The organism is Corynebacterium sp. HMSC22B11 (assembly GCF_001815965.1).
Classification (GTDB): domain Bacteria; phylum Actinomycetota; class Actinomycetes; order Mycobacteriales; family Mycobacteriaceae; genus Corynebacterium.
This window is the reverse complement of the sequence record NZ_KV823473.1, coordinates 11648-32256: the sequence shown is the minus strand read 5'-3', so window position 1 is coordinate 32256 and position 20609 is coordinate 11648. Positions and strand designations below refer to the sequence as shown.

General features: G+C 65.2%; 20 protein-coding genes. 13 read left to right on the top strand and 7 right to left on the bottom strand.

All coding sequences use genetic code 11. The features are described from left to right. Positions 1-56: 56 nt before the first annotated feature. The 4 genes from HMPREF3088_RS01460 to HMPREF3088_RS01445 form a co-directional block, all read right to left on the bottom strand. Positions 57-533, bottom strand: coding sequence for a hypothetical protein (locus HMPREF3088_RS01460; RefSeq protein WP_070757891.1), 477 nt, complete (start codon positions 531-533; stop codon positions 57-59). Positions 534-720: 187 nt separating this feature from the next. Continuing rightward, positions 721-1953 carry a universal stress protein gene (locus HMPREF3088_RS01455; RefSeq protein WP_070757890.1) on the bottom strand — a complete coding sequence of 411 codons (1233 nt, stop codon included), beginning with the start codon at positions 1951-1953 and terminating at the stop codon, positions 721-723. Between the two features lie 36 nt (positions 1954-1989). Beyond that, entirely contained in the window at positions 1990-2460 is a 471-nt protein-coding gene (locus HMPREF3088_RS01450; protein ID WP_070757888.1) for a MarR family winged helix-turn-helix transcriptional regulator, read from the bottom strand. 159 nt (positions 2461-2619) lie between these two features. Beyond that, positions 2620-3747 (bottom strand): inositol-3-phosphate synthase, encoded by a 1128-nt coding sequence (locus tag HMPREF3088_RS01445; RefSeq protein WP_070757886.1) that lies wholly within the window; start codon positions 3745-3747, stop codon positions 2620-2622. Between the two features lie 267 nt (positions 3748-4014). Here HMPREF3088_RS01445 and HMPREF3088_RS01440 point away from each other — a divergent pair, with 267 nt between their 5' ends. From HMPREF3088_RS01440 to dnaB, 7 genes are all read left to right on the top strand, one after another. Then, positions 4015-6255 carry a transglycosylase domain-containing protein gene (locus HMPREF3088_RS01440; protein ID WP_070757885.1) on the top strand — a complete coding sequence of 747 codons (2241 nt, stop codon included), beginning with the start codon at positions 4015-4017 and terminating at the stop codon, positions 6253-6255. Further along, positions 6256-7752 (top strand): glycosyltransferase family 87 protein, encoded by a 1497-nt coding sequence (locus HMPREF3088_RS01435; protein ID WP_070757883.1) that lies wholly within the window; start codon positions 6256-6258, stop codon positions 7750-7752. 18 nt (positions 7753-7770) lie between these two features. Next, positions 7771-7959, top strand: a complete 189-nt coding sequence (locus HMPREF3088_RS01430) for a hypothetical protein (protein ID WP_012361212.1) — start codon at positions 7771-7773, stop codon at positions 7957-7959. Positions 7960-8134: 175 nt separating this feature from the next. Next, complete coding sequence (rpsF, locus tag HMPREF3088_RS01425; RefSeq protein WP_012361211.1) at positions 8135-8422, top strand: 30S ribosomal protein S6; 288 nt, start codon at positions 8135-8137, stop codon at positions 8420-8422. Positions 8423-8505: 83 nt separating this feature from the next. Beyond that, positions 8506-9123, top strand: coding sequence for a single-stranded DNA-binding protein (locus HMPREF3088_RS01420; RefSeq protein WP_012361210.1), 618 nt, complete (start codon positions 8506-8508; stop codon positions 9121-9123). Positions 9124-9219: 96 nt separating this feature from the next. Next, positions 9220-9678, top strand: a complete 459-nt coding sequence (gene rplI / locus HMPREF3088_RS01415; RefSeq protein WP_070757882.1) for a 50S ribosomal protein L9 — start codon at positions 9220-9222, stop codon at positions 9676-9678. 812 nt (positions 9679-10490) lie between these two features. Next, complete coding sequence (dnaB, locus tag HMPREF3088_RS01410) at positions 10491-12011, top strand: replicative DNA helicase (protein WP_070757880.1); 1521 nt, start codon at positions 10491-10493, stop codon at positions 12009-12011. A 21-nt stretch (positions 12012-12032) separates the two neighbouring features. Here the strand turns inward: dnaB and HMPREF3088_RS01405 are convergent, their stop codons facing one another. Then, a complete protein-coding gene (locus HMPREF3088_RS01405; RefSeq protein WP_070757878.1) occupies positions 12033-12674 on the bottom strand; it encodes a MarR family winged helix-turn-helix transcriptional regulator in 642 nt (213 codons plus the stop codon). 157 nt (positions 12675-12831) lie between these two features. Here HMPREF3088_RS01405 and HMPREF3088_RS01400 point away from each other — a divergent pair, with 157 nt between their 5' ends. From HMPREF3088_RS01400 to HMPREF3088_RS01390, 3 genes are all read left to right on the top strand, one after another. After that, positions 12832-13344 carry a fluoride efflux transporter FluC gene (locus HMPREF3088_RS01400; RefSeq protein WP_246817983.1) on the top strand — a complete coding sequence of 171 codons (513 nt, stop codon included), beginning with the start codon at positions 12832-12834 and terminating at the stop codon, positions 13342-13344. Next, on the top strand, positions 13344-13814 hold the full coding sequence (locus HMPREF3088_RS01395; RefSeq protein WP_070757877.1) for a fluoride efflux transporter FluC: 471 nt from the start codon (positions 13344-13346) through the stop codon (positions 13812-13814). Before HMPREF3088_RS01400 ends, HMPREF3088_RS01395 begins: the two co-directional genes overlap by 1 nt. Before the next feature lie 103 nt (positions 13815-13917). Next, positions 13918-14733 carry an ABC transporter ATP-binding protein gene (locus HMPREF3088_RS01390; protein ID WP_070757875.1) on the top strand — a complete coding sequence of 272 codons (816 nt, stop codon included), beginning with the start codon at positions 13918-13920 and terminating at the stop codon, positions 14731-14733. A 101-nt stretch (positions 14734-14834) separates the two neighbouring features. On the opposite strand, the gene HMPREF3088_RS01385 is transcribed toward HMPREF3088_RS01390, so the two are convergent. Next, positions 14835-15347: a hotdog fold domain-containing protein gene (locus HMPREF3088_RS01385; protein WP_041628537.1), complete on the bottom strand. Its 513-nt coding sequence runs from the start codon at positions 15345-15347 to the stop codon at positions 14835-14837. A 153-nt stretch (positions 15348-15500) separates the two neighbouring features. Here HMPREF3088_RS01385 and trxA point away from each other — a divergent pair, with 153 nt between their 5' ends. From trxA to HMPREF3088_RS01370, 3 genes are all read left to right on the top strand, one after another. Further along, complete coding sequence (trxA, locus tag HMPREF3088_RS01380) at positions 15501-15887, top strand: thioredoxin (protein WP_070757873.1); 387 nt, start codon at positions 15501-15503, stop codon at positions 15885-15887. Positions 15888-16009: 122 nt separating this feature from the next. After that, entirely contained in the window at positions 16010-16756 is a 747-nt protein-coding gene (locus HMPREF3088_RS01375; protein WP_070757871.1) for a PspA/IM30 family protein, read from the top strand. 84 nt (positions 16757-16840) lie between these two features. After that, positions 16841-18295 carry an MFS transporter gene (locus HMPREF3088_RS01370; RefSeq protein WP_070757869.1) on the top strand — a complete coding sequence of 485 codons (1455 nt, stop codon included), beginning with the start codon at positions 16841-16843 and terminating at the stop codon, positions 18293-18295. Between the two features lie 278 nt (positions 18296-18573). Here the strand turns inward: HMPREF3088_RS01370 and HMPREF3088_RS01365 are convergent, their stop codons facing one another. Next, entirely contained in the window at positions 18574-20082 is a 1509-nt protein-coding gene (locus HMPREF3088_RS01365; RefSeq protein ID WP_246817982.1) for a sodium/glutamate symporter, read from the bottom strand. Between the last annotated feature and the right edge of the window lie 527 nt (positions 20083-20609).

The window sequence follows — 20609 nt, the reverse complement described above, 5'->3', positions numbered from 1 at the left end:
TGCCCCTCGAGGCTCGTTGGGGGTGGGCCCCGTTGGGACGTGGGGAGCGCTGAGTTTTAGGCGTTGAGGATCAGCATCGCCGCGCTGTTGACCGACCAGCCGATCGCCACGGGCATGATGAACCAGATCACCGCGATCCACGGGCGCCAGCGCTGGTGGCGCTTCCACTTGTAGTAGCAGATATACGCCGCTCCGAAGAGCCCGAAAAAGCACACCAGAGCAGGGGCGATGTGGAAGAACAGCCGGAAGCCCTCGGTGCACAACCAGGCGGAGGAATCGGCATCGCAATAGGGGCCGCCCACGATGCGGGAGATGATCGCCGTGCCCAATGCCAGGACGGCAGCGATGCCCGGGACGGCGCAGAAGTAGATGATCGCCTGCTTCGTCGAGCGGTTATTGCGCTCCAGGCGGGCGAGGGGATCGGCCTCGTAATCGAGCTCGGTGAGCTTCGGGCGGCCGGCGCTCTGCGGCGGAAGGTCCTCCGGCGGCAGCTCGGCGCGATTCTCCGGGTGCCCCGGGCCTAACGTACTCACGATTACCCTCTCCTTCGGTGAAACTCCTGGTAGCTCCCAACCTTAAGAGATCCCGGCCACAAAGCTAAACCCCGCTGCCACACTCGAGCGGGGAAGAGTAACCCGGGCGGGGTAGTGAGTCTGTGCTGCGGCGCGGCACGCACAACGGGGGAGGGGCAGCTGGACTCGGCTCGCTCGACCCGACCAACTAGACCGTGCTGAGGAATACCGGCACCGGCACGTGCCGCAGAATCTGGTTCGTCGATGGGCCGATGAACACGCGGTTGAAATCACCCAGCACGCTGGAGCCCATGACCATCAGATCGCCCTTACGCCACTTGATTGCGCCGACGGCCTCCTCCCAGCTGGCGCCGATGCCAGTCTTCGTGGTGACCTCCAGATCCGGGTGGCGGGACAGCGCTCGCTTCCGGCCGCGCTCCAGCAGCTCCGTGGCCTGCACCTGCCACGCCTCCGCCAACGGGGCCGCGGCACTGCTAGCACCAGCACTGTCGACACCAGCACCGCCGGCACCCGCAGCATCCACGGCGTCACCGAAAGCCACCTGCGTGGGGTCCAGCGAGACCCCGGCGGGGGAGAAGGCCACCAGCCGCAGCGGCACGTCCCACCGCCGCGCGAGATCCGAGGCATGCCGCAGTGCCTGCTGGGACTGCTCGGTATCCACATAAGCGCAGTTCACGCGCGTCGGCCCGGCCTTGGAGAAGTCCAGGTTCCGCGGCACGAGCATCAGCGGTAGCGGGGAGCAGTGCAGCAGCGCATCCGCGGTGGAGCCCATCCGGTAGCGCCCGTCCGGCGAATCCGCCTGCGAGCCCAGCAGGATCACATCCGCCCCGAACTCCTCACCGGCCTCGATGAGGCGGCTGGTCTCGGAATGGTCGCTGTAGACCATCGCGAGCTGCTCTTCGTCCAGCATTTTCTCGGGCACCCCGGCAGCCAGCAGGGCGGCCCGTGCGGACTCGCCCGCCGCGGCCATTTCTGCCTCCAGCCACGTATTGAAGGCCTCCCGGGCCGCCGTGAAGCTGGTGGGGCTGGCGGAGCCGGCGACCGGGGCGCCCAGCGCCTCAGCCGCGCCCACCCCGGCCCCCGGCGTGCCGTGGCTACCGCTGGTGTCCGGGCTGGTGGGGTAGAGGTCCGAGCTGGCGGTGGGGTAGAGGTCCGCCTGATCCGCCGCCGCGGCGGGGGCGTCCGTCTGCGGCCAGGTCTGGGAGATCACCGTCGCGGTTCGCACGACCAGCGGGTTCTCCTGCGCGAGCCAGGCGACGGTTCGCGCCAAGTCCTCGCCCACGCTCCCGGCATGCGGCGGCCACGCAACCAGCACGCGCAGCGCCCGGTTCACACGTGGCGCGACCACCGGCTTCGCGAGCGTTGGCTGGCGGAAGGCCTTCTTAGCGGTGCGGGACTTCTTCGTCTTCTTCGGTGCCACAGCGTTGAGCTCCCCGTCCCAATTCAGCTTTTAGCGCTACTTCGCGGGATCGGCTGGAGTAGCGCTCTCGTCATCCTCAGAGTACCGCTCCAGGATGGTGTCGATGACCGGGATGAAAGCGTCCACGGTCTGCAGCTCTTCCTCGCTGAGGTTCTCCAGCATGCTGGCGAGCTGGATGCTGCGCGCCCCCTCCTGGTTGTGCAGCTCCTCCCGCCCCTTGTCGGTGAGCTGAACGCGCACGCCGCGGCGGTCGCTGACGTCCCGAACGCGGTGGACCAGCCCCATCGTCTCGAGCTGGTTGACGGCGTTGGAGGCCGTCGGCATGCGGATGGACTCCATCGCAGCGATCTGGGAAATGCGCATGGGCCCCTCGCTGTCCAGGATCATCATGATCGACAGCTGGGCCTGCGAGATGTTCGACTGCTCCGTCTTACGGAAGTACAGCAGGTAGAGGCGCGTGAGGCTCGGGCGAAGATCCCGGGCAATGTCCATTTTTGAACGTGGCATATTGTCCAATCTACCTGAGTGTTGTCGGTGCAAAACTATCGAGTACCAGATAATCCCTTATCACGGGAAAAATTACCCCCGGAGGCTTGTGCAGCATCCCGGGGGTAGCGGTTCGTGACGCCGACTGATCCGAAGCCTCAGCCGACGCACGCGGGCGTTTTAGGCGATCCCGCCGGAGATGAACTCCTCCAGCTGGGTGCGCGCCACGTCGTCCGGCAGCTGCGTCGGAGGGGACTTCATCAGGTAGCTGGACGCCGCCTCAACCGGCCCAGCAACGCCGCGGTCCAGGGCGATCTTCGCGGCGCGAACAGCATCGATGATGATGCCCGCGGAGTTCGGGGAGTCCCACACCTCGAGCTTGTACTCCAGGTTCAGCGGCACCTCACCGAAGGCGGAGCCCTCCAGGCGCACGTAGGCCCACTTCCGGTCATCCAGCCAGCCCACGTAGTCCGACGGCCCGATGTGCACGTTCTTATCGTGCACCTTGCCCGCCAGCGGGGAAGTCTTCAGGTTGGACGTCACCGCTTGCGTCTTGGAGATCTTCTTCGACTCCAGACGCTCGCGCTCCAGCATGTTCTTGAAGTCCATGTTGCCGCCGACGTTCAGCTGCATCGTGCGGTCCAGGCGCACGCCGCGCTCCTCGAAGAGGTGGGCGAGCACGCGGTGGGTGATCGTGGCGCCGACCTGGGACTTGATGTCATCGCCGATGATCGGCAGGCCCGCGTCGCGGAACTTCTGTGCCCACTCCGGGTCGGAGGCGATGAACACCGGCAGGGCGTTGACGAACGCGCAGCCAGCGTCGATGGCGCACTGCGCGTAGAAGCGGTCCGCTTCCTCAGAGCCGACCGGCAGGTAGCTGACGACGACGTCCGCCTCCGCCTTCTTCAGCTCAGCGACGACGTCCACCGGCTCCACCGAGGACTCCTCGATCGACTCCTGGTAGTAACGGCCCAGGCCGTCGTGGGTGGGTCCGCGCTTGACCTCGACGCCGAGGTGCGGGATGTCCGCGATCTTGATCGTCTGGTTCTGGCCGGAGTACAGCGCCTCGGAGACGTCCTTGCCGACCTTGTCCGCGTCGACGTCGAAACCGGCGACGACCTTGACGTCCGCGACGTGGTAGTCACCGAAAACGGTGTGCATCAGGCCCGGGATGTCAGCATCCGGGGCGGCGTCCTTATAAAACTCAAGACCCTCAACCAGGGAGGTGGCGCAGTTGCCGAGGCCGACGATCGCGATGTTGACCGTGCGGCCCTCGGCCGCTGCAGGGGAAGTCGAATTATTGCTCATAGCTGAACAACTTAAGGCCGCTGACCTTGGCGATTGGGGTGCTTAAGGCGGTTGACCGATCAAGAGCCGCCAGTAAACCGATCAAGTGCTGGCCCGGGGCGACGTCCTCAAAGGTAGGGGAGGGGATCCGAGAAAGCGGGGTCATGACGGCGAAGCGCGGACCGTGGCGATGGGGAGGCAGTAAACTTCTGTGACGAAAGTGGCGCGCGAAAGGTGCAAAGCACGGGGGCGACCGCGTAAAGTAATGAAAATCGACTGCCCTTTTCAATGAGGAGACATAGCTCGTTGAGTAAGAACACTCAGCCGCCGCACCGCAAGAACAACGCCGCGAAGCCAGGCCCGAAGAAGAACGGGTCCGGCTCAGGGCGCTCTGTCCGCAGCGGCAACTACGTCGCGCGGGCACGCAAGAAGAACCACTGGCGCGATAGCGAATTCCGCAAGAAAGTCCTGGTGGGCTTCACCGCGCTCATCGCGGTCGCCATCATCGTGCCCGTCGTGGCCTTCTTCACCGCCTACTCCGTGACCAAGGTCCCGGAGCCAGAGGAACTGGTCAACAACCAGGTTTCCTACATCATGGCCAACGACAACGAGACCGAGCTCGCGCGCATCATCCCGCCCGAAGGCAACCGCACCAACGTGGACGTCTCCGAGATCCCGGAGCACGTCCGCGAGGCCGTCCTCGCCGCGGAAGACCGGGATTTCTACGACAACCCCGGCTTCTCCCTGACCGGCTTCGGCCGCGCCGCGCTCGGCCAGCTCACCGGCGACACCAGCGCCGGCGGCGGCTCCACCATCACGCAGCAGTACGTGAAGAATGCCATGGTCGGCGACGAGCTCAGCCTCACCCGTAAGGCCAAGGAGCTGGTGATTTCCTCCAAGATGGCCCGCGAGTGGTCCAAGGACGAGATCCTCGGCGCCTACCTCAACACCATCTACTTCGGGCGCAACGCCTACGGCATCAACTCCGCTGCGCACGCCTACTTCAACAAGGACGTCAAGGACCTCACCGTCGAGGAAGGCGCGGTGCTCGCCGCGTCCATCCAGTCCCCGAGCGTGCTTGACCCGTGGACCAACCGCGAGCGCGCGGAATCCCGTTGGAACTACGTGCTCGACGGCATGCTCGGCATGGGCTCCATCACCCAGGAGCAGCGCGACACCGCGGAATACCCGAAGGCCCAGGACCCGGCCAAGGCAGGGCAGGTGCACCAGGCTAAGGGCACCAACGGGCTCATCAAGCAGGCAGTCATCCGCGAGCTTGAGGAAGCCGGCATCAACGAAAACCAGGTCAACACCGGGGGCCTGAAGATCACCACCACGATCGACCCGAAGGTCCAGCAGGCGGTCGTCGACGAGGTGCACCAGCAGTTCGAGGGCGCGATGGAGGGCATCCGCGGGGCGGTCGTCTCCATTGACCCGAAGACCGGCGGAGTGCGCGGCTACTACGGTGGCGACGACCCGGTCGGCTGGGACTACGCCAATGCGCCGATGCAGACTGGCTCGACGTTCAAGATCTTCGGCCTCGCCGCCTACCTGGACCAGGGCGGATCGATCTACGACAACTTCGACTCCTCCCCGGTGACCACCGGCCAGACCGAGGTCACGAACGTCGGCGGCGAATCCTGCGGCAGCTGCTCCATCGCGCAGGCCCTGAAGATGTCCCTGAACACCTCCTTCATTCGCCTGACCCGCTCCCTCGACGGGGGCGCGCAGGCCGTGGCTGACATGGCCCACCGCCTGGGCGTGGCCGAGGAGCTGCCGGGCTTCGGCAAGACCCTGCAGGAAAACGGCGGCAACCCGTACGAGGGCATCGTCCTGGGCCAGTACCAGTCCCGCCCGCTGGACATGGCCGCTGGCCTGGCGACCCTCTCCAACGAGGGTGTCTTCCACCGCCCGCACTTCGTGGAGAAGGTGGAGAACTCCAATGGTGAGGTCCTGCTCGACAACACCGACCCGGAGGGCGACCAGGTGATCGACAAGGAGATCGCCAACGCCGTCATCGAGGCGATGGGCCCGATCGCGGCCTACTCCAACGGCAACGCCCTGGCCAATGGCCGCCCGTCCGCTGCGAAGACCGGTACCGCCCAGCTCGGTGACACCGGCCAGAACAAGGACGCCTGGATGATCGGCTCCACCCCGCAGCTGGCCACCGCCGTGTGGATCGGCACCGTGGACAACCGCCCGCTGGTCAACCAGTGGGGCGGGACCATGTACGGCTCCGGCATGCCGTCCACCATCTGGAAGAACGTGATGGACCGCTCCCTGGTCGACGACCCGATCGAGAACTGGGGCTCCGGCGGCGAGGCTGCGGCCGGCGTTCCGGACAACGGTGGCTACGTCGCGCCGGAGAACCCGCAGCCGGAGCCGGAGCAGGAACAGCCATCGCAGGAAGCCCCGGCTCCGCAGCCGGAGCCGGCCACGCCACCGCGCCAGGGTGGCGGGAACACCGGTGGCGGGGGAGCCCCGCCGCCGCCGGACCTCGGCCAGATCATCGACGATCTCTTGGGCTAAATGGCCAACCGTGACCGCCACGCGGTGGCGCCCCGGTGGAACCCGCAGCGAGCGATCCTCGCGACTGCGGGTTTCTTCCTCATTCTCGGCTGGTTGCAGAAGGCCCCGTGCCTGCGCGGCAACGTCAATGCTGAGGGCCAGGCTCACCTGGACTGGTCGGGCCGACCGCAGTACACGGCGGCCTGTTACTCGGACCAGATCCCGCTGTTCGGCGGCCGGGGCCTGGATACCCTGACCGTCCCGTACTTCCAGTCCATCACCACCGATGGGGTGGAGCGGTGGATGGAGTACCCGGTGCTCTCCGGGTTCTATCAATACTTCGCCGCGGCACTCGTCCGGCCGGTGCATGCCGCGTGGGATTCCCTGGGCCTGCCGCCGGTTCCCGCCTCCGTGGTCTTCTTCGCCGTCTCCTCCATTGGTCTGGCCCTGTGCTGGCTGATCGGGGTAGCGCTGCTGACCCGGTTGACGGGCGCGCGCACCTGGGACGCGATGCTCATGGCCGCCTCCCCGCTGGTGATCGTCCACGCGTTCACGAACTTCGACCTGCTCTCCATCGTCTTCGCAGTGGGCTGCCTGGCCGCGTGGGCGAATCACAAGCCCCTGCTCGCGGGCGTGCTCGGCGGGCTCGGGGTGGCCGCGAAGCTCTGGCCCGCATTCATCCTGGGGGCGCTGCTGTTGCTGTGCCTGAAGACCCGCGCGTGGCGCGAGCTGGGCCGCATGCTGGGTGGCGCGATCGGCAGCTGGGCGCTGCTCAACGCCCCGGTGATGATCGCCGCGCCCCGCGGTTGGGGCGAGTTCTTCCGCCTGAACTCCGTGCGCGGCTACGAGGGCTCGACGATCTACGCGGTCATCGCCCACATCACCGGCAAGGAGGCCTGGGACGGCGGCTCGCCTTCCAAGGCCATCGAGGGCGTGGAGACGCTCAACTACATCACCACCGGGTTGCTGCTCGTAGCCCTGGTCGCCCTGGGCTGGTTCGTCGTCTTTTATTTGAGGACGACGCCCCGGGTCGCTCAGGTCGCCTTCCTTGCGGTGCTTGCCTTCCTGCTGACCAATAAGGTGTGGAGTCCGCAGTACTCCATTTGGCTGGTGCCGCTGATCGCCCTGGCGCTGCCCCGCTGGCGGCTGTACTTCATCTGGGCCACCATCGAGGCCGGCTACTGGTACCTGCGGATGTGGCAGTTCCTCCCCGCCGAGGAGGCTGCTCCGAATTGGCTGGTCGACAGCGTGACGGTGCTGCGCCTGGGCCTGCTGGTCGCGATGGCGGTGATCGTCATCCGCGACATGCTGCAGACTGACGGGCGCCTGACCGCGCCGGGCAGGCAGGGCGACCTGGTGCGCGCCGCGCATTCGGGAGCAGACCCGCTCGCGGGTATCCTGGCTGCTAAGGAGCCGGGCGCGAGGCGGTTGACGTCGGAAAAAGAAAGCGGCGCAACCACGGTGAAGAAGAAGCCCGCTGGGAAGAACCGCAGCGAGGCAGCGCCCGCAACGGACTAAGGGAGAGTTAGAGCGGCAATGTCGATGTCCTTGTACCTGGGGATGGGCAGCATCCTCATCGGATTCATCTTCTTCGGCACGGCGTTCTACAGCTTCCACGCGCAGAAGCCCAAAAACGTCATCATCCTGCTGTTTTCCATCGCGATCGTGTTCATGACGATCATCCCGGTCACCCTGGCCGTGGGCTGGGCCTCGATCAATAAATAACCCGGCCCCGGGCAGGCCGGATGGGGGAGCGCGGGGAGCAACGGGGGCCACGGTCGCGGATTTCCCATTTCCGCAGGCAGCGGGGTACACTGGCCAGGTTGCTGACGCAACGACCCTCCTGCCATGCCCAAATAAGCATGGCCGAAACACTAGACCACAGGAGGTGATGAGGTCCGTGCGTCAATACGAAGTCATGATCATCGTCGATCCTTCCCAGGATGAGCGCACCGTAGCCCCATCGTTGGACAAGTACCTGAACATTGTCCGCGAGGAAAAGGGCTCGGTCGACAAGGTTGATGTCTGGGGCAAGCGCCGCTTTGAGTACCCGATCCAGAAGAAGGAAGAGGGCGTCTACATCGTTCTCGACCTGACCTGCGAGTCGGACACTGTGCGCGAGCTCGACCGCGTGCTCAACCTCAACGACAACGTCCTGCGCACCAAGGTGCTCCGCAAGGACAAGTAAGAAATCAGCTTCACCCATGCAGCACGGGGCGCAGGCGATTAACCTGGCCTTAACTGCATAACCCCAGCTGAAAGGAACTATCAATGGCACCGGGAGATACCCCAATTACCCTGGTCGGCAACATTGTTGCTGATCCGGAGCTGCGTTACACCCAGTCGGGTGCCGCAGTCGCCAGCTTCCGAGTCGCATCCACCCCGCGGCGCTACGACGCGCAGGCAGGCCAGTGGGTCGACGGCGAGGCACTGTTCCTCACCTGCAACATCTGGCGTCAGGCCGCGGAGAACGTGGCCAACTCGCTGAACAAGGGCGACCGCGTGGTCGTCACTGGTCGGCTGCGCCAGCGGAGCTTCGAGACCCGTGAGGGCGAGAAGCGCACCGTCTTCGAGGTGGAGGCCGACGAGGTTGGCCCGTCCCTGAAGTACGCGACCGCGCAGGTACAGCGCAACCCCCGTGGTGGCGGGCAGTCCTTTGGTGGAAACCAGGGCGGCGGCTCCAACTTCGGTCAGGGTGGCCAGGGCGGCTTTGGTGGAAACCAGGGCGGCCAGGGCGGATTCAACCAGGGCTCCGGTTCTGGGCAGAGCATGGGTGGCCAGCAGAACCAGGGTGGCTTCGGCGGGCAGAATGCCTCCAATGCCGATGACCCGTGGAACTCTGCACCTCAAACTGATTTCGGTGTCGGCGACGAAGAGCCGCCATTCTGAACCAATTGATTGAGCGCTGGTGACCGGCAGACCGGCCGCCAGAAGCAATAATCACTGTTCACGTCAACACTCCATGCACAACGAAAGGGTTGGATCATGAAGCTGATCCTCACCACCGCCGTTGACAAGCTCGGTGTCCCCGGCGACATCGTTGAAGTCAAGGCTGGTTACGGACGTAACTACCTGCTGCCACGCGGCTACGCCATCGTTGCGACCCGCGGCGCAGAGAAGCAGATCAAGGACATCCAGCGTGCCAAGGCTGATCGCGTTATCCGCGACCAGGAGCACGCAGAGTCGGTCAAGGCAGAGCTCGAGGCGCTGTCCGCTGTTCAGGTGCCGGTGCGCACCGCACAGGGCGGCAAGCTGTTCGGCTCCGTGACCTCCGCAGACGTCGTCGCAGCTGTTGAGCGCGCAGGCGGTCCGAAGCTGGACAAGCACGCCATCAAGCTGCCAAAGAACAGCATCAAGAACACGGGTAAGTACGCCGTGGATGTGAAGCTGGTTTCCGGCATGACCGCGAACCTCGAGTTCGCAGTGGTCGACGCCGATAAGTAATCGCAGAAGCAGCCTGGCGTCCAGCGCCGAGGCGGGTGGCAGGAGCCGCGCCGTCTGAGCGCTGTGCGCTTAAGCCCTCGCTGACCTTCGCCGGCCTAGACAACCGGCACAGTGGCAGGTTCACACTTCTACGCCCCTGGCTTAGACACCCAGGGGCCGGGTTGGAACCGCCCATGCACAATGGCGTTGGGACAGGCTCATTTTTCACCGCGTTTTGGCTGGTGTGCAGGCCGCCGCACAGGCGAGCGGCGCTGCTGCGATGAACGCCGGAACGCACACATAGACAACAGCAAGCACGAGGCCCCCGGCCGGGAATGATCCCGCCGGGGGCTTGGTGTATTCAAGGGCCTTGCGCGGTGTGGGCAAGGATGTGGATAACTGCCTGCGGGGCGTCCCAAAACTTGTAATTTCGGGGGGTCTAGCGGTGGGTGAAGGTTGTGGGGGACACGCCATATTGAGCTGCACTTATAGGCATTTTCGCGAGTTATCCACAGGGGGGTCTGCTTCTCGGCAGGTTTTTGGAAAAGCTCTCTACCTGCAGAAATAGGGCGCACAGAGGGTTATGGACAGGCTGATCCACAGCTCATCCACAAGCTGACCTGGGGCTTGTGGATTTGTCCACACATCATCCACACGCCATACACAGAGCTATCCACAATCGCCTGTGGATAACTCCTCCGAAGGGGCGCTGGATCACCCCGGGATCGGTCATCTGAAGAACAAGAATGAGAACGCCATGCGTTGCCGAATCGGGTTTGTCCGCAGCGCTGGCTAGGGTGATAACCGAGCCTGATTAAGCACGCGGAGGCACGATGGAGAGCAACATGGGTGGAATGTCTTTCGACGACGGCGCAGAACTCCTGCCGCCACCACCGGAGGAGGATCACGCCCCGCACCCGAATAACGGTGGGGGTGCGTGGAGCTCCGCCGCGCCCGCGCGCAATGATTTCGGATCCGGCCAGCGCCGATCCGGGCGTTCGGGTGGACGTCGTGAAGAGTTCCAGGACCTGGGCCGCGAGATGCCACAGAACGTCGCGGCGGAGCAGGGCGTGCTCGGCGGCATGCTGATGAACAAGGACGCCATCAGCGAGGTCGTCGAGGTCCTCGTCATGGACGACTTCTACCGTCCCGCCCACCAGACGATCTTCGACGTCATCGTCCGCCTCTACGGGGAGGGCAAGGAGGTCGATCCGGTCATCGTCGCCGGGCGCCTGGACCGGGATGGCAAGCTCGAGCAGATCGGCGGAGCGCCGTACCTGCAGTCCATCATGTCCAAGACCCCGACCAGTGCGAACGTGGGCTACTACGCCAACCTGGTCAAGGAGAAGGCCACGCTGCGCCGGCTCGTGACCGCGGGCACCCGCATTGTGCAGCTGGGCTACTCCGGCATCGAGGGCGCTGAGGTGGAGTCCGTGGTGGACAACGCCCAGCAGGAGATGTTCGCGCTGACGAACTCCGCGACCAGCGAGGACTACGAGGTCTTCGAGCGCCTGCTGGACCCCACCCTGGACGAGATCGACGAGCTCGAGTCCCAGGGCGGCACCGCCAAGGGCATCGCCACCGGATTCCAGGATCTGGACGACCTCACCAATGGGCTGCACGGCGGGCAGATGATCATCGTCGCGGCTCGCCCTGGTGTCGGTAAGTCCACCCTGGCGCTGGACTTCATGCGCTCGGCCTCCATCCGCCAGAACAAGGCCTCCGTGCTCTTTAGCCTGGAGATGAGTAAGTCCGAGGTCATGATGCGCATCCTCTCCGCCGAGGCGGAGGTGCACCTCTCCGCGATGCGCGGCGGCAAGATGGAGGAGGACGACTGGGAGCGGCTGACCCGCCGCATCGGGGAGATCGATAAGTCCCCGATCTTCATCGATGATTCCCCGAACCTCACGATGATGGAGATCCGCGCGAAGGCGCGCCGCCTGAAGCAACAGCACGATATCGGGCTAATCGTCGTCGACTACCTGCAGCTCATGAGCTCGGGTAAGAAGGTCGAGTCCCGCCAGCAGGAGGTTTCCGAGTTCTCCCGCCAGCTGAAGCTGCTGGCCAAGGAGGTGGATGTCCCGCTCGTGGCGATCTCCCAGCTGAACCGTGGTGTGGAGAGCCGTGGCGACGACGCACTGCCGCGCATCTCCGACCTGCGTGAGTCCGGTTCGCTGGAGCAGGATGCGGACATGGTCATGCTGATCAACCGCCCGGATAGCGCAAACCGCGATCACGAGCGCGCCGGCGAGGCGGACATCATCCTCGCGAAGCACCGTGGCGGCCCGATTGGCACCGTGGTGGTGGCGCACCAGCTGCAGTACTCGAAGTTCTCCGAGTACCGCGCGGGCTAGTTCTTCTTAGCCCTGCGCCTTTTAGCTCTGCGCCTTGCCGCGCCTGCGCTTGGCGTCCAGGGCTGTGGCGATGCGCTCCTCCTGGTCCGTGACCTGCGGCTCGATGTGGGCGAGCACGTCCCGGAGGGCGGCGAGCTGCTCTGCGCTCAATCCGTCGAACATCATGTGGCGCACGGCCTCGACGTGCCCGGGTGCGGCGGCAGTGATGGCCTCCAGCCCCTGCTCCTCGAGGATCACGAATGCGCCGCGGCCGTCCTTATCGCAGGCCTCGCGGCGGACGAGCCCCCGCTTGGCCATGCGGGTGATCTGGTGGGACAGGCGGGAGCGCTCCCACTTAATCGCCTCGGCGAGTGCCACCACGCGCTGCCGGTGATCCGGCGCCTCCGAGAGGTTGACCAACACCTCGTAGTCGGCCAGCGAGATGGTGCTGTCGAGCTGTAGCTCTCGGCTGAGTGCGTTGGTGATGCGGGCGCCCAGGTCCAGCCACTGGCGCCAGACCTGTTGTTCCTCGTCGGTCAGCCAACGCACGTCCTGCGCCGGGTTCTGGTGTGCCTGCTGGGTCTCGGGCCGTGCCGTGCCGTCCTTCGGATTGTGCTTCGCTCCCAGGGGCGCCGGTGTTCCCGTGCCCCCCTGGGGCGTCAGCTGTGAATTGTTCCTGGTCATGATGCATTCATTTAAACATATTTCCATGCAGTTGACGCGTCATGCACTCCGGCCCGTGCCTTCGACCGGCACGGCGATTGACTGCAGTGCAGTGAGCCTCTGCCGCTGGCTGTGGGGCGAGTTTTCACATTTCGTGGGCGCCGGTACGCTGAACAGCGTGATTGGCGCTCTGCTCGTGTTCACCGGCGGCCTGCTCGGCACCCTGGCCCGCTGGTTGCTCACCGATGCGCTCAGCACCGGCGGGGGTGGCCTGGCCGGGCAGTGGGGGTTGTTGGCCGCGAATGTGCTCGGCGCAGGGCTGCTGGGGTTTGTGAGCGCGTTCTTTCAGGATGCTGGTGCGGCCGCGGGGTCGGGCTCTCACCCGCGGCGGGTTTTGTTCCTCGCGGGTCGGGAGAAACTCCTGCTTGGTACCGGTTTCTGCGGGGCGTTCACCAGTTACTCTGCCCTCGCGGGTGCGGTCGCTTTTATTAGCGACGACGTCGGCGCCGTTGCCGTCCTCGGCTACTTCGCGGCCACGATCGTGCTGGGCGTGTGCGCGGCTGCGGTCGGCATCGCTGCCGGCCGCGCCGCCAGCCAGCCCGGGAGTGTGACTTCCCGGTCCGTCGAGCAGGGCGCGGGCCAGCGCTCCGGCGGGCAGCCGGACCAGAGCGACCTCGGGGGTGGCGCGTGATGGCTGGCTATAGCGCAGGCGCGGTGATTCTCATGGCCATTGCCGGTGGGCTCGGTGCGCTCACCCGCTGGGGCATGGACACTTGGCTCAAGCGCCACATCCCCGCGCTGGCGAGCCTGACGGTGATCAATACGCTTGGCAGTTTCTTGCTGGGCCTGCTCATGGGCGCGGCCACCGGCGCGGGGGAGGGGCAGGCTGTGCTCGACGAGTTCCCGCTGGGGCCGGTCCCGGTGAGCGGAGCCACCGCGGTGCTCGTGCTAGGCACCGGTTTCCTGGGTGGCTTCACCACCTTCTCCACCGTGGCTGTTGGGCTGGTCACCGACCTTCTCGCGCCCCCTGAGGCCGCCGATCCTGCTGCGTCGCCGCGCCCGGCGGCCCGCCGCTACGGCGTGGCGGCACTGGTGGCCGTGGGCATGCTCGGGGTGGCTTGCGCGGCCTGGTGGCTGGGTTTCGCCCTGACGTCGTCATAAGGAAGAAAAACACCGCGCCCCGGCAACAGAAACGGGCAGTCGAAACGGATAAGGGGACGGGGGTCTGCGGGCGTGTCTGGTCGACGGCGTAGGGTTATGAGGCATGGATCACAGCGACGCGAACACTGCAGCAACGGGGGAGCGGCCGGCGGCGATCGTCATCTCGGGGGTGGCCGTGACCCGCAATGGCAAGGACCTCATCTCCGGGATTGACCTGACGGTCCCCGCGGGCACGCACTGGTCGATCCTCGGGCCCAACGGCGCGGGAAAGACGACCATGCTCAAACTCATGGGGGCGCAGTCCTTCCCCACCACCGGGACCGTCGAGATCCTCGGCGAGCAGATGGGGAAAGTTAACACCCTGGAGCTGCGCAAACGCATCGGGCACGTGGACCCGCGGAAGAATCTGGGGGACATCACGGCCTACGAGGCGGTGCTCTCCGGGGCGTCTGGGTCGAATGGCTACGTGCAGCGCTTCGACTACACCGAGGAGATGAAGCAGCGCACCACCCAGTTGCTGGAGCTGGTGGGGATGGGTAGCCGCACCGATCGGCGGTGGCCGCAGATGAGCCAGGGGGAGCGGGCGCGCACCCTGATCGCCCGCGCCCTGGTGACGGAGCCGGAGCTGCTGCTACTGGACGAGCCCTCGACGGGCCTGGACCTGCCGGGACGGGAAACCCTACTGCATGTCGTGGACCGGCTGCGTGAGGCCCGACCCGAGGTGGCAACGGTGCTGATCACGCACCACGTGGAGGAGATCGCGGCGTCCACGACGGACGTGCTGTTGATGAAGGACGGGCGCATCCTCTCCAGCGGGCCGGTGGACGAGGCGCTGACTGCCGAGAAGCTCGGGGAGCTTTACGACATGGACGTCGAGCTGCACCGGGTGGGTGGCCGCTGGTTCGCCTTCCAGGGGTAGCGGGGTGCCCTTCGGGGACGGGTTGCCTTAGGGGACGGGTTGCCCTCGGGTACAGCCCGCTGGTTGGCGGTGAAGGGGCTGGCCCCAGGGCTGAACCGGGCCTATTTCTTGGCGGTGACCCAGATCTTGATCTCCGCGTAGGTGGACTCCACGCCGGCGGAGTCCTCGAAGTGGATCTTCACCGGGACTTCCTGGCCGCCGGTCTCACGGGTGATGGTGGAGAAGTCCGGCAGCTCGGCCGTTGCGGTGGCGGTCAGCCGGCCGGTGGTCTTCTTCAGGTACTTCGCCTCCATGCCCATCGGCAGCCAGCGGTGGGTGCTCGGCACGGAGGCCTCGGCGAGCATACCCATCGCGACCTCAGCGAGGTTGCAGGCGGCAATGGCGTGGAAGGTGCCGATGTGGTTCTGGACCAGCCACCACTTCGGCGCGGTGACCTGGCAGTAACCCGGGCGCAGATCCTTGACATACGGCAGCACGGTGAGGAAGTACGGGGCCTTGAAGGCAGCGAATACGGAGAACAGGCGGTTGCCGGCCGGCTTCTTAGCCAGCTTCTTCCAGGCCTTATAGGTGGCAGACGGTGCTGCTTCAGCGAAAGATGCGTTCGGGATGCTCATAAAAAACAAAGTAACTCATGTTGTGCGCGCCGACCGTGGAATAAAGCAAACTGCACCCGACGTTGCACCGGACAGAAAGAAACGATGAATACTCGCCGCGCCGGGCGGACACCCCGGGCGGAAAATACAACGCATTCAGCGAAAGGAAAGATCATGGCTACGAAGGAAATCACTGGCGAGAACTTCCAGGAGACCGTCGGCAAGGAAGGCATCGTCCTGCTGGACTTCTGGGCAGAGTGGTGCGGCCCATGCAAGCGCTTCGGCCCGATCTTCGAGGCCACCTCCGAGGAGCACCCGGAGGTCACCTTCGGCAAGGTGGACACCGAGGCTAACCAGGAGCTCGCAGCAGCCCTGCAGATCCAGTCCATCCCGACGATCATGATGTTCCGCGACGGCGTCCTGCTGGCCCGCGAGGCCGGCATGCTGCCGAAGGAGGCCCTCAACGACCTCATCTCCCAGGCCGAGAAGCTGGACATGGACGAGGTCCGCAAGCAGGTCGAGGAGCAGATGAAGCAGGCTGAGGCTCAGCAGGAGGGCTAAACCTCCGCCTGTCCGCACTAAGGCCCGCGCTACCACGCGGGTCTTTTCTTGGCCGCCGCGCGGTCACGGTGAGCCATTCGTGTCTACTCTGGGGCGCACGACCTACTAGAGGAGCGATACTCATGGCTAATCCATTTTCCAAGGGCTGGAAGTACCTGATGGCCTCCTTCGACACGAAGATCGAAGAGAACGCAGACCCCAAGGTGCAGATCCGTCAGGCCGAAGAGGCCGCCCGCCAGCAGCACGCGAAGATCACCGAGCACGCAGCCAGCGTCATCGGTAACCGTAACCAGCTGGAGATGAAGCTCAACCGCCTCCAGAAGGACGCGGCCGAGCTGCAGGAAAAGACCCGCGTCGCACTCCAGCAGGCCGACCAGGCCCAGTCCGAGGGCGACGCCAACCGCGCGACGGAGCTGAATCAGACCGCGGAACTCTTCGCCTCCAACCTCGTCACCGTTGAGCAGCAGCTGGAAGAGACCAAGGAGCTGCACGCGGCGGCGTCCCGGAGCGCGGAGGAAGCACAGCGTCAGCAGCAGGAGTCCGAAACCCGCCTGCAGGACCAGCTGAACCAGATCAACCAGCTGCGCGCGCAGGCCGATCAGGCGAAGATGCAGGAGACCGCGAATAAGTCGATGGCCTCCATGAACGACGCCGCCCTCGCCCCGGATGAGGCCGTCCCGACCCTGGACAAGGTCAGGGATAAGATCGAATCCCGTTACGCGAATGCGTTGGGCGCCCAGGAGCTCGTCGAGGGCTCGGTTCAAGACCGCATGACCGAGATCGCGGAAGCTGGCCGCGACGTCAAGGCCAGCTCCCGACTCGCGGAGATTCGCGCTGACATGGAGAAAAATAAAGAACTCGAACAATAGGAGAAAGCCATTAGCACCGGCGCCGAAAACAGCGGCACACACACCGCCGACACACCCGCACCCAACGCGAAGCTCCTGATCGGCGTGCTCGTCGCCGCGGCCTTCGTGGTCATCCTCAACGAGACCACCTTGTCGGTCGCGTTGCCGGTGCTGATGGGCTACTTCGAGATCACCGCGGATGTCGCGCAGTGGCTGGTCACCAGCTTCATGCTGACGATGGCCGTGGTGATCCCGATGACCGGCTACATCATGCAGCGTTTTAGTCTGCGGCAGGTCTACGCCGCGGCGATGCTGCTCTTCCTCGCGGGCACGGTGCTCGCGGTTGTGGCGCCGGTCTTCCCGGTGCTGCTGGTCGCCCGCATTATTCAGGCTTCCGGCACCGCGCTGGTGATTCCGCTGCTCATGACGACGATCATGCGGCTGGTTCCACTGGAGCGCCGCGGCGGGGTCTTCGGCCTGGTCTCTGTGGTCATCGCGGTGGCCCCGGCGCTGGGCCCGACATTTTCTGGTCTGGTGCTGCACTCTTTGGGCTGGCGTTGGATCTTCATCCTGATGCTGCCGCTGGTGGTGCTAGCCCTGGTGGTGGGCCTGCTGCTGGTTCGTAACTTCGAGGAGCCGACTCGCCCGTACCTGGACGTGCCCTCGGTGTTCCTCTCTGCGGTGGGTTTCGCCGCCACGCTGTACGGCATGGCTGGTCTGTCTGACCTGGCCGATGGGATTCCGGTGGCCCGCGTTGCGGTGATGGTCGGTGGCATTGTGGTTCTCGGGGTCTTTTTCGGACGTCAACGGTCCCTCGCCCGCGAGGCCCGCGCCGGGAAGTCGGCCGCTGCGGAAGAGCAGGGTGCGGGCAAGCGAGTGCGCGAGCCACTGCTGGACCTGGCCCCGCTGGGGGAGCGGAACTACCGGCTCTCCTTGGCTCTGATGTTGCTCACGTTCAGCATGCTTTTCGGCTTCATCATCCTGATGCCGATGTTCGCCCAGCAGGTGATGGGGCTCTCGGAGAGTCAGTCGGGCCTGGCGATCCTGCCCGGTGGTTTGGCGATGGGCGTGATGGGGCCGTTCGTGGGCCGGGTCTACGACGCCCGGGGTACGCGCGTGTTGACCATCCCTGGGTCCATCCTGATGAGCGCCGCGATGCTGGGGTTGGTGGTGTTGGGCCGGGACTCCTCTTTCTGGGCGCTGACGGGGGTCGCGGTGGTGCTGCACATCGGTATCGCGTTGCTGATGACCCCGCTGATGAGTAACGCCCTGGCCGCGGTGCCGGACGCCCTGGCCTCCCACGGGCAGGCGATCCTCAATACTTTCCAGCAGGTGGCTGCTGCCGGCGGCACCGCGATCTTCATCGCGATCATGACTTTCGGCACCCAGCGCGCCATGAATAGCACCCCGGGTGACGCGGTCGGCGGCCTGGCCTCCGGCCTGAACCTGGCCTTCCTGGTGGGTGCGGTGATGTCGGTGGTTATTGTGCTGTTCACCGTGTTTGTGCCTCTGGATGCGAAGAAGCCGATGAAGGAGAAGAAGGCGCAGAGCGACAACTAGACGGGGTCGCCTAGGGGGTAGGTGCCTCACGCTGTGCAGGGGGCCGGTGGCCCACGTGGGGCAAGCGGAGCCGGGGGTTGGTGGCTCGCGTAGCTCAAGCTGTGCCGGGGCCGGTGGCCCACGGGGAGGAGCAGAGCCGGGGCTGGTCACATAGGGCAAGCAGAGCAGGACGAGCAGGGCCGGGGCGGGGCCTGGAGGGGGCAAGGCAAAAGCCGGGTGCTGCGCGGAGAGTTCCGCGCCGAGCACCCGGCTTGAGCTTTGGGGGAAGCCGTTGGGGCTTAGTTCTTGTGCTGCTGCGCAGCGGCGGCGGCCTTCTTGGCCTCCATGTTGGCCTTGTGGTTGCCCAAGGCCTTGGTGCCGCCATTGGCCTTAGAGCGGTCGATGCCGAACTTGCGGCCCCAGTAGAACAGGCCGGTGGCGATGGCGAAGATGAACAGCGCCGTCATGACACCCAAGACTGGGAGTGGTCCGACCGCCATGATGAACGGGATGGACACGGCAGTGATGATGCCGCCGCCGAAGAAGGGTTCGAAGACGAGCTGCTTGTAGCCGAAGGACTCGAAGGCAGGGGACTCCGCCTCCGGGTCGACGATGCGCATGAGGATCAGGCCGGTTGCGGTGACACCCATGGACTGGCCGAAGTCGCCGACACCACGCTCGAGCCAGTACTCCGGGATGGAGCGCGGCGCCAGCCACAGCAGCAGGAAGACGTTCAGCAGGATGCCGCCGAGGCACAGGATCAGGAATGCCCAGAAGTTATCGGCGATGGCCTGCAGGGAGATCGTCGCCAGGGCGGCGGTGATCAGCAGGTCCAGGGCCAGACCCTGGATGCGCAGCATCATGTTCTGGTCGATGAGGTGCTCGTAGCCCAGGAAGTTCAGACCCAGCTGGACGAAGATACCGCCGATCATGGCCATCGGAAACAGCGGGACGTAGCTCAGCAGCTCGATCTTGTCGATCCACAGCATCTGCTCGATCCACTGCAGGGCCTTCAGCAGGATCACGCCGACGCCGATTGCCACGGCGAGGAAGGCGACGTGGAGGGAGAGCGGCTCGACGGAGGACGGGCGCGTCGTCATCTTCGCGGCCATGTACTGCTCGTCGCGGCGGAACAGACCGCGCTGGTCCTCGATGGAACGGTCCTTGACCTCGGTGATCACCTCGGTGCGACCGGTGCGGATGGCCCAATTGATGACGGCCACGCCGATGATGATGCCGGAGAGCAGGCCAACGGTGGCGACGGCGACGGCGAGGTCGTAGCCCTCAGCCCACTCGATGTCTTCGAAGACGGACTGCATACCGGCGGCGGTGCCGTGGCCACCCTCGAAGCCGATCTCGATGAGCGCACCGGCGGCCTCGTTGATGCCGAACAGTGGGGCGAGCAGGAAGGTCACCAGCGCGATACCCACGACGTACTGGCCGGAGGCGAAGGCCACACCCACGGAGAGCTGCGGGCCGGCAAGCTCCACGACTTCCTTCGGCTTCGGCAGCTTCTGGCCGAGGAACAAGGTACCGAAGACCACGGAAATCAGCAGGCCGGGGAGGGTCTTCCACACGGCGAGGGTCTCCTCGCCGAAGAGGCCGCCCTCGGCGAAGCGATCCGTGCCCAGAGCCGAGGCGATGGAGCCGAAGACCTCAGGGCCGAGGAAGAGTGCGAGGAAACCAGCGAGGATGGAGGCAGGGAGGAACAGCTTTTGGGTCCAGCCCCACTTGATGCGCATGGTCTTGCCCAGCAAGACCATCACGCCTAGCAGCACGAGCGCTAGGCCGACTTGATTGGGTGTCAATGTTCCTCCTTGGGTCTGTTTCCGGCGCGGGGATCTCCCGAGCGAAAAGTGCGGGCCCCGGCGAGGCCTGCTCGATCGGGGCGGGGGTGTGGCGCGGATCACGCCGTTTCTGGGAAGAATACGATGTTTCTGGGTGTTTCACCAGCTCTTCCTGAACGCTAGCTTGCTAAAAAGCGTGAAAGCGTGCGCTGTCTCACATTATGGTGTAACGCGCGTTATGCGAAATCGGCGGGCTTCTGGGTGCTGGGATGCGGCCGGGGTGAATGCACTGTGGGGGGGCGACGGGTTAGGTCCCGCGCCACGGCGAGTGGTTGGAGAAAATTCTTTTTGCGTTTTTCGTCGCGTGAGAGGCGCCCGTGCTAGAAATCGAACATATGGCCTATTTTGGCGCCCTGTGGCGATCGTTGACTGCGCGGCGGGATAGTGTCGTCGGCGAACTCGAGAAAACAAGGGGAAGGGAGCGGATATGGAAAACCGCACGAGTTCTTATGTATCGGGCAACTTCGTGGATGCCTGGAAGGTTCGAC

Excerpts from the sequence above, each read along its gene's own strand:
- HMPREF3088_RS01390 (WP_070757875.1), top strand. The coding sequence starts at position 13,918 with ATGGATCACAGCGACGCGAACACTGCAGCAACGGGGGAGCGGCCGGCG.
- HMPREF3088_RS01445 (WP_070757886.1), bottom strand. The coding sequence starts at position 3,747 with ATGAGCAATAATTCGACTTCCCCTGCAGCGGCCGAGGGCCGCACGGTC.
- rplI (WP_070757882.1), top strand. The coding sequence starts at position 9,220 with ATGAAGCTGATCCTCACCACCGCCGTTGACAAGCTCGGTGTCCCCGGC.
- HMPREF3088_RS01440 (WP_070757885.1), top strand. The coding sequence starts at position 4,015 with ATGAGGAGACATAGCTCGTTGAGTAAGAACACTCAGCCGCCGCACCGC.
- HMPREF3088_RS01450 (WP_070757888.1), bottom strand. The coding sequence starts at position 2,460 with ATGCCACGTTCAAAAATGGACATTGCCCGGGATCTTCGCCCGAGCCTC.
- HMPREF3088_RS01430 (WP_012361212.1), top strand. The coding sequence starts at position 7,771 with ATGTCGATGTCCTTGTACCTGGGGATGGGCAGCATCCTCATCGGATTC.
- HMPREF3088_RS01375 (WP_070757871.1), top strand. The coding sequence starts at position 16,010 with ATGGCTAATCCATTTTCCAAGGGCTGGAAGTACCTGATGGCCTCCTTC.
- HMPREF3088_RS01405 (WP_070757878.1), bottom strand. The coding sequence starts at position 12,674 with ATGACCAGGAACAATTCACAGCTGACGCCCCAGGGGGGCACGGGAACA.
- HMPREF3088_RS01395 (WP_070757877.1), top strand. The coding sequence starts at position 13,344 with ATGGCTGGCTATAGCGCAGGCGCGGTGATTCTCATGGCCATTGCCGGT.
- trxA (WP_070757873.1), top strand. The coding sequence starts at position 15,501 with ATGGCTACGAAGGAAATCACTGGCGAGAACTTCCAGGAGACCGTCGGC.
- HMPREF3088_RS01435 (WP_070757883.1), top strand. The coding sequence starts at position 6,256 with ATGGCCAACCGTGACCGCCACGCGGTGGCGCCCCGGTGGAACCCGCAG.
- HMPREF3088_RS01385 (WP_041628537.1), bottom strand. The coding sequence starts at position 15,347 with ATGAGCATCCCGAACGCATCTTTCGCTGAAGCAGCACCGTCTGCCACC.
- HMPREF3088_RS01420 (WP_012361210.1), top strand. The coding sequence starts at position 8,506 with ATGGCACCGGGAGATACCCCAATTACCCTGGTCGGCAACATTGTTGCT.
- dnaB (WP_070757880.1), top strand. The coding sequence starts at position 10,491 with ATGGAGAGCAACATGGGTGGAATGTCTTTCGACGACGGCGCAGAACTC.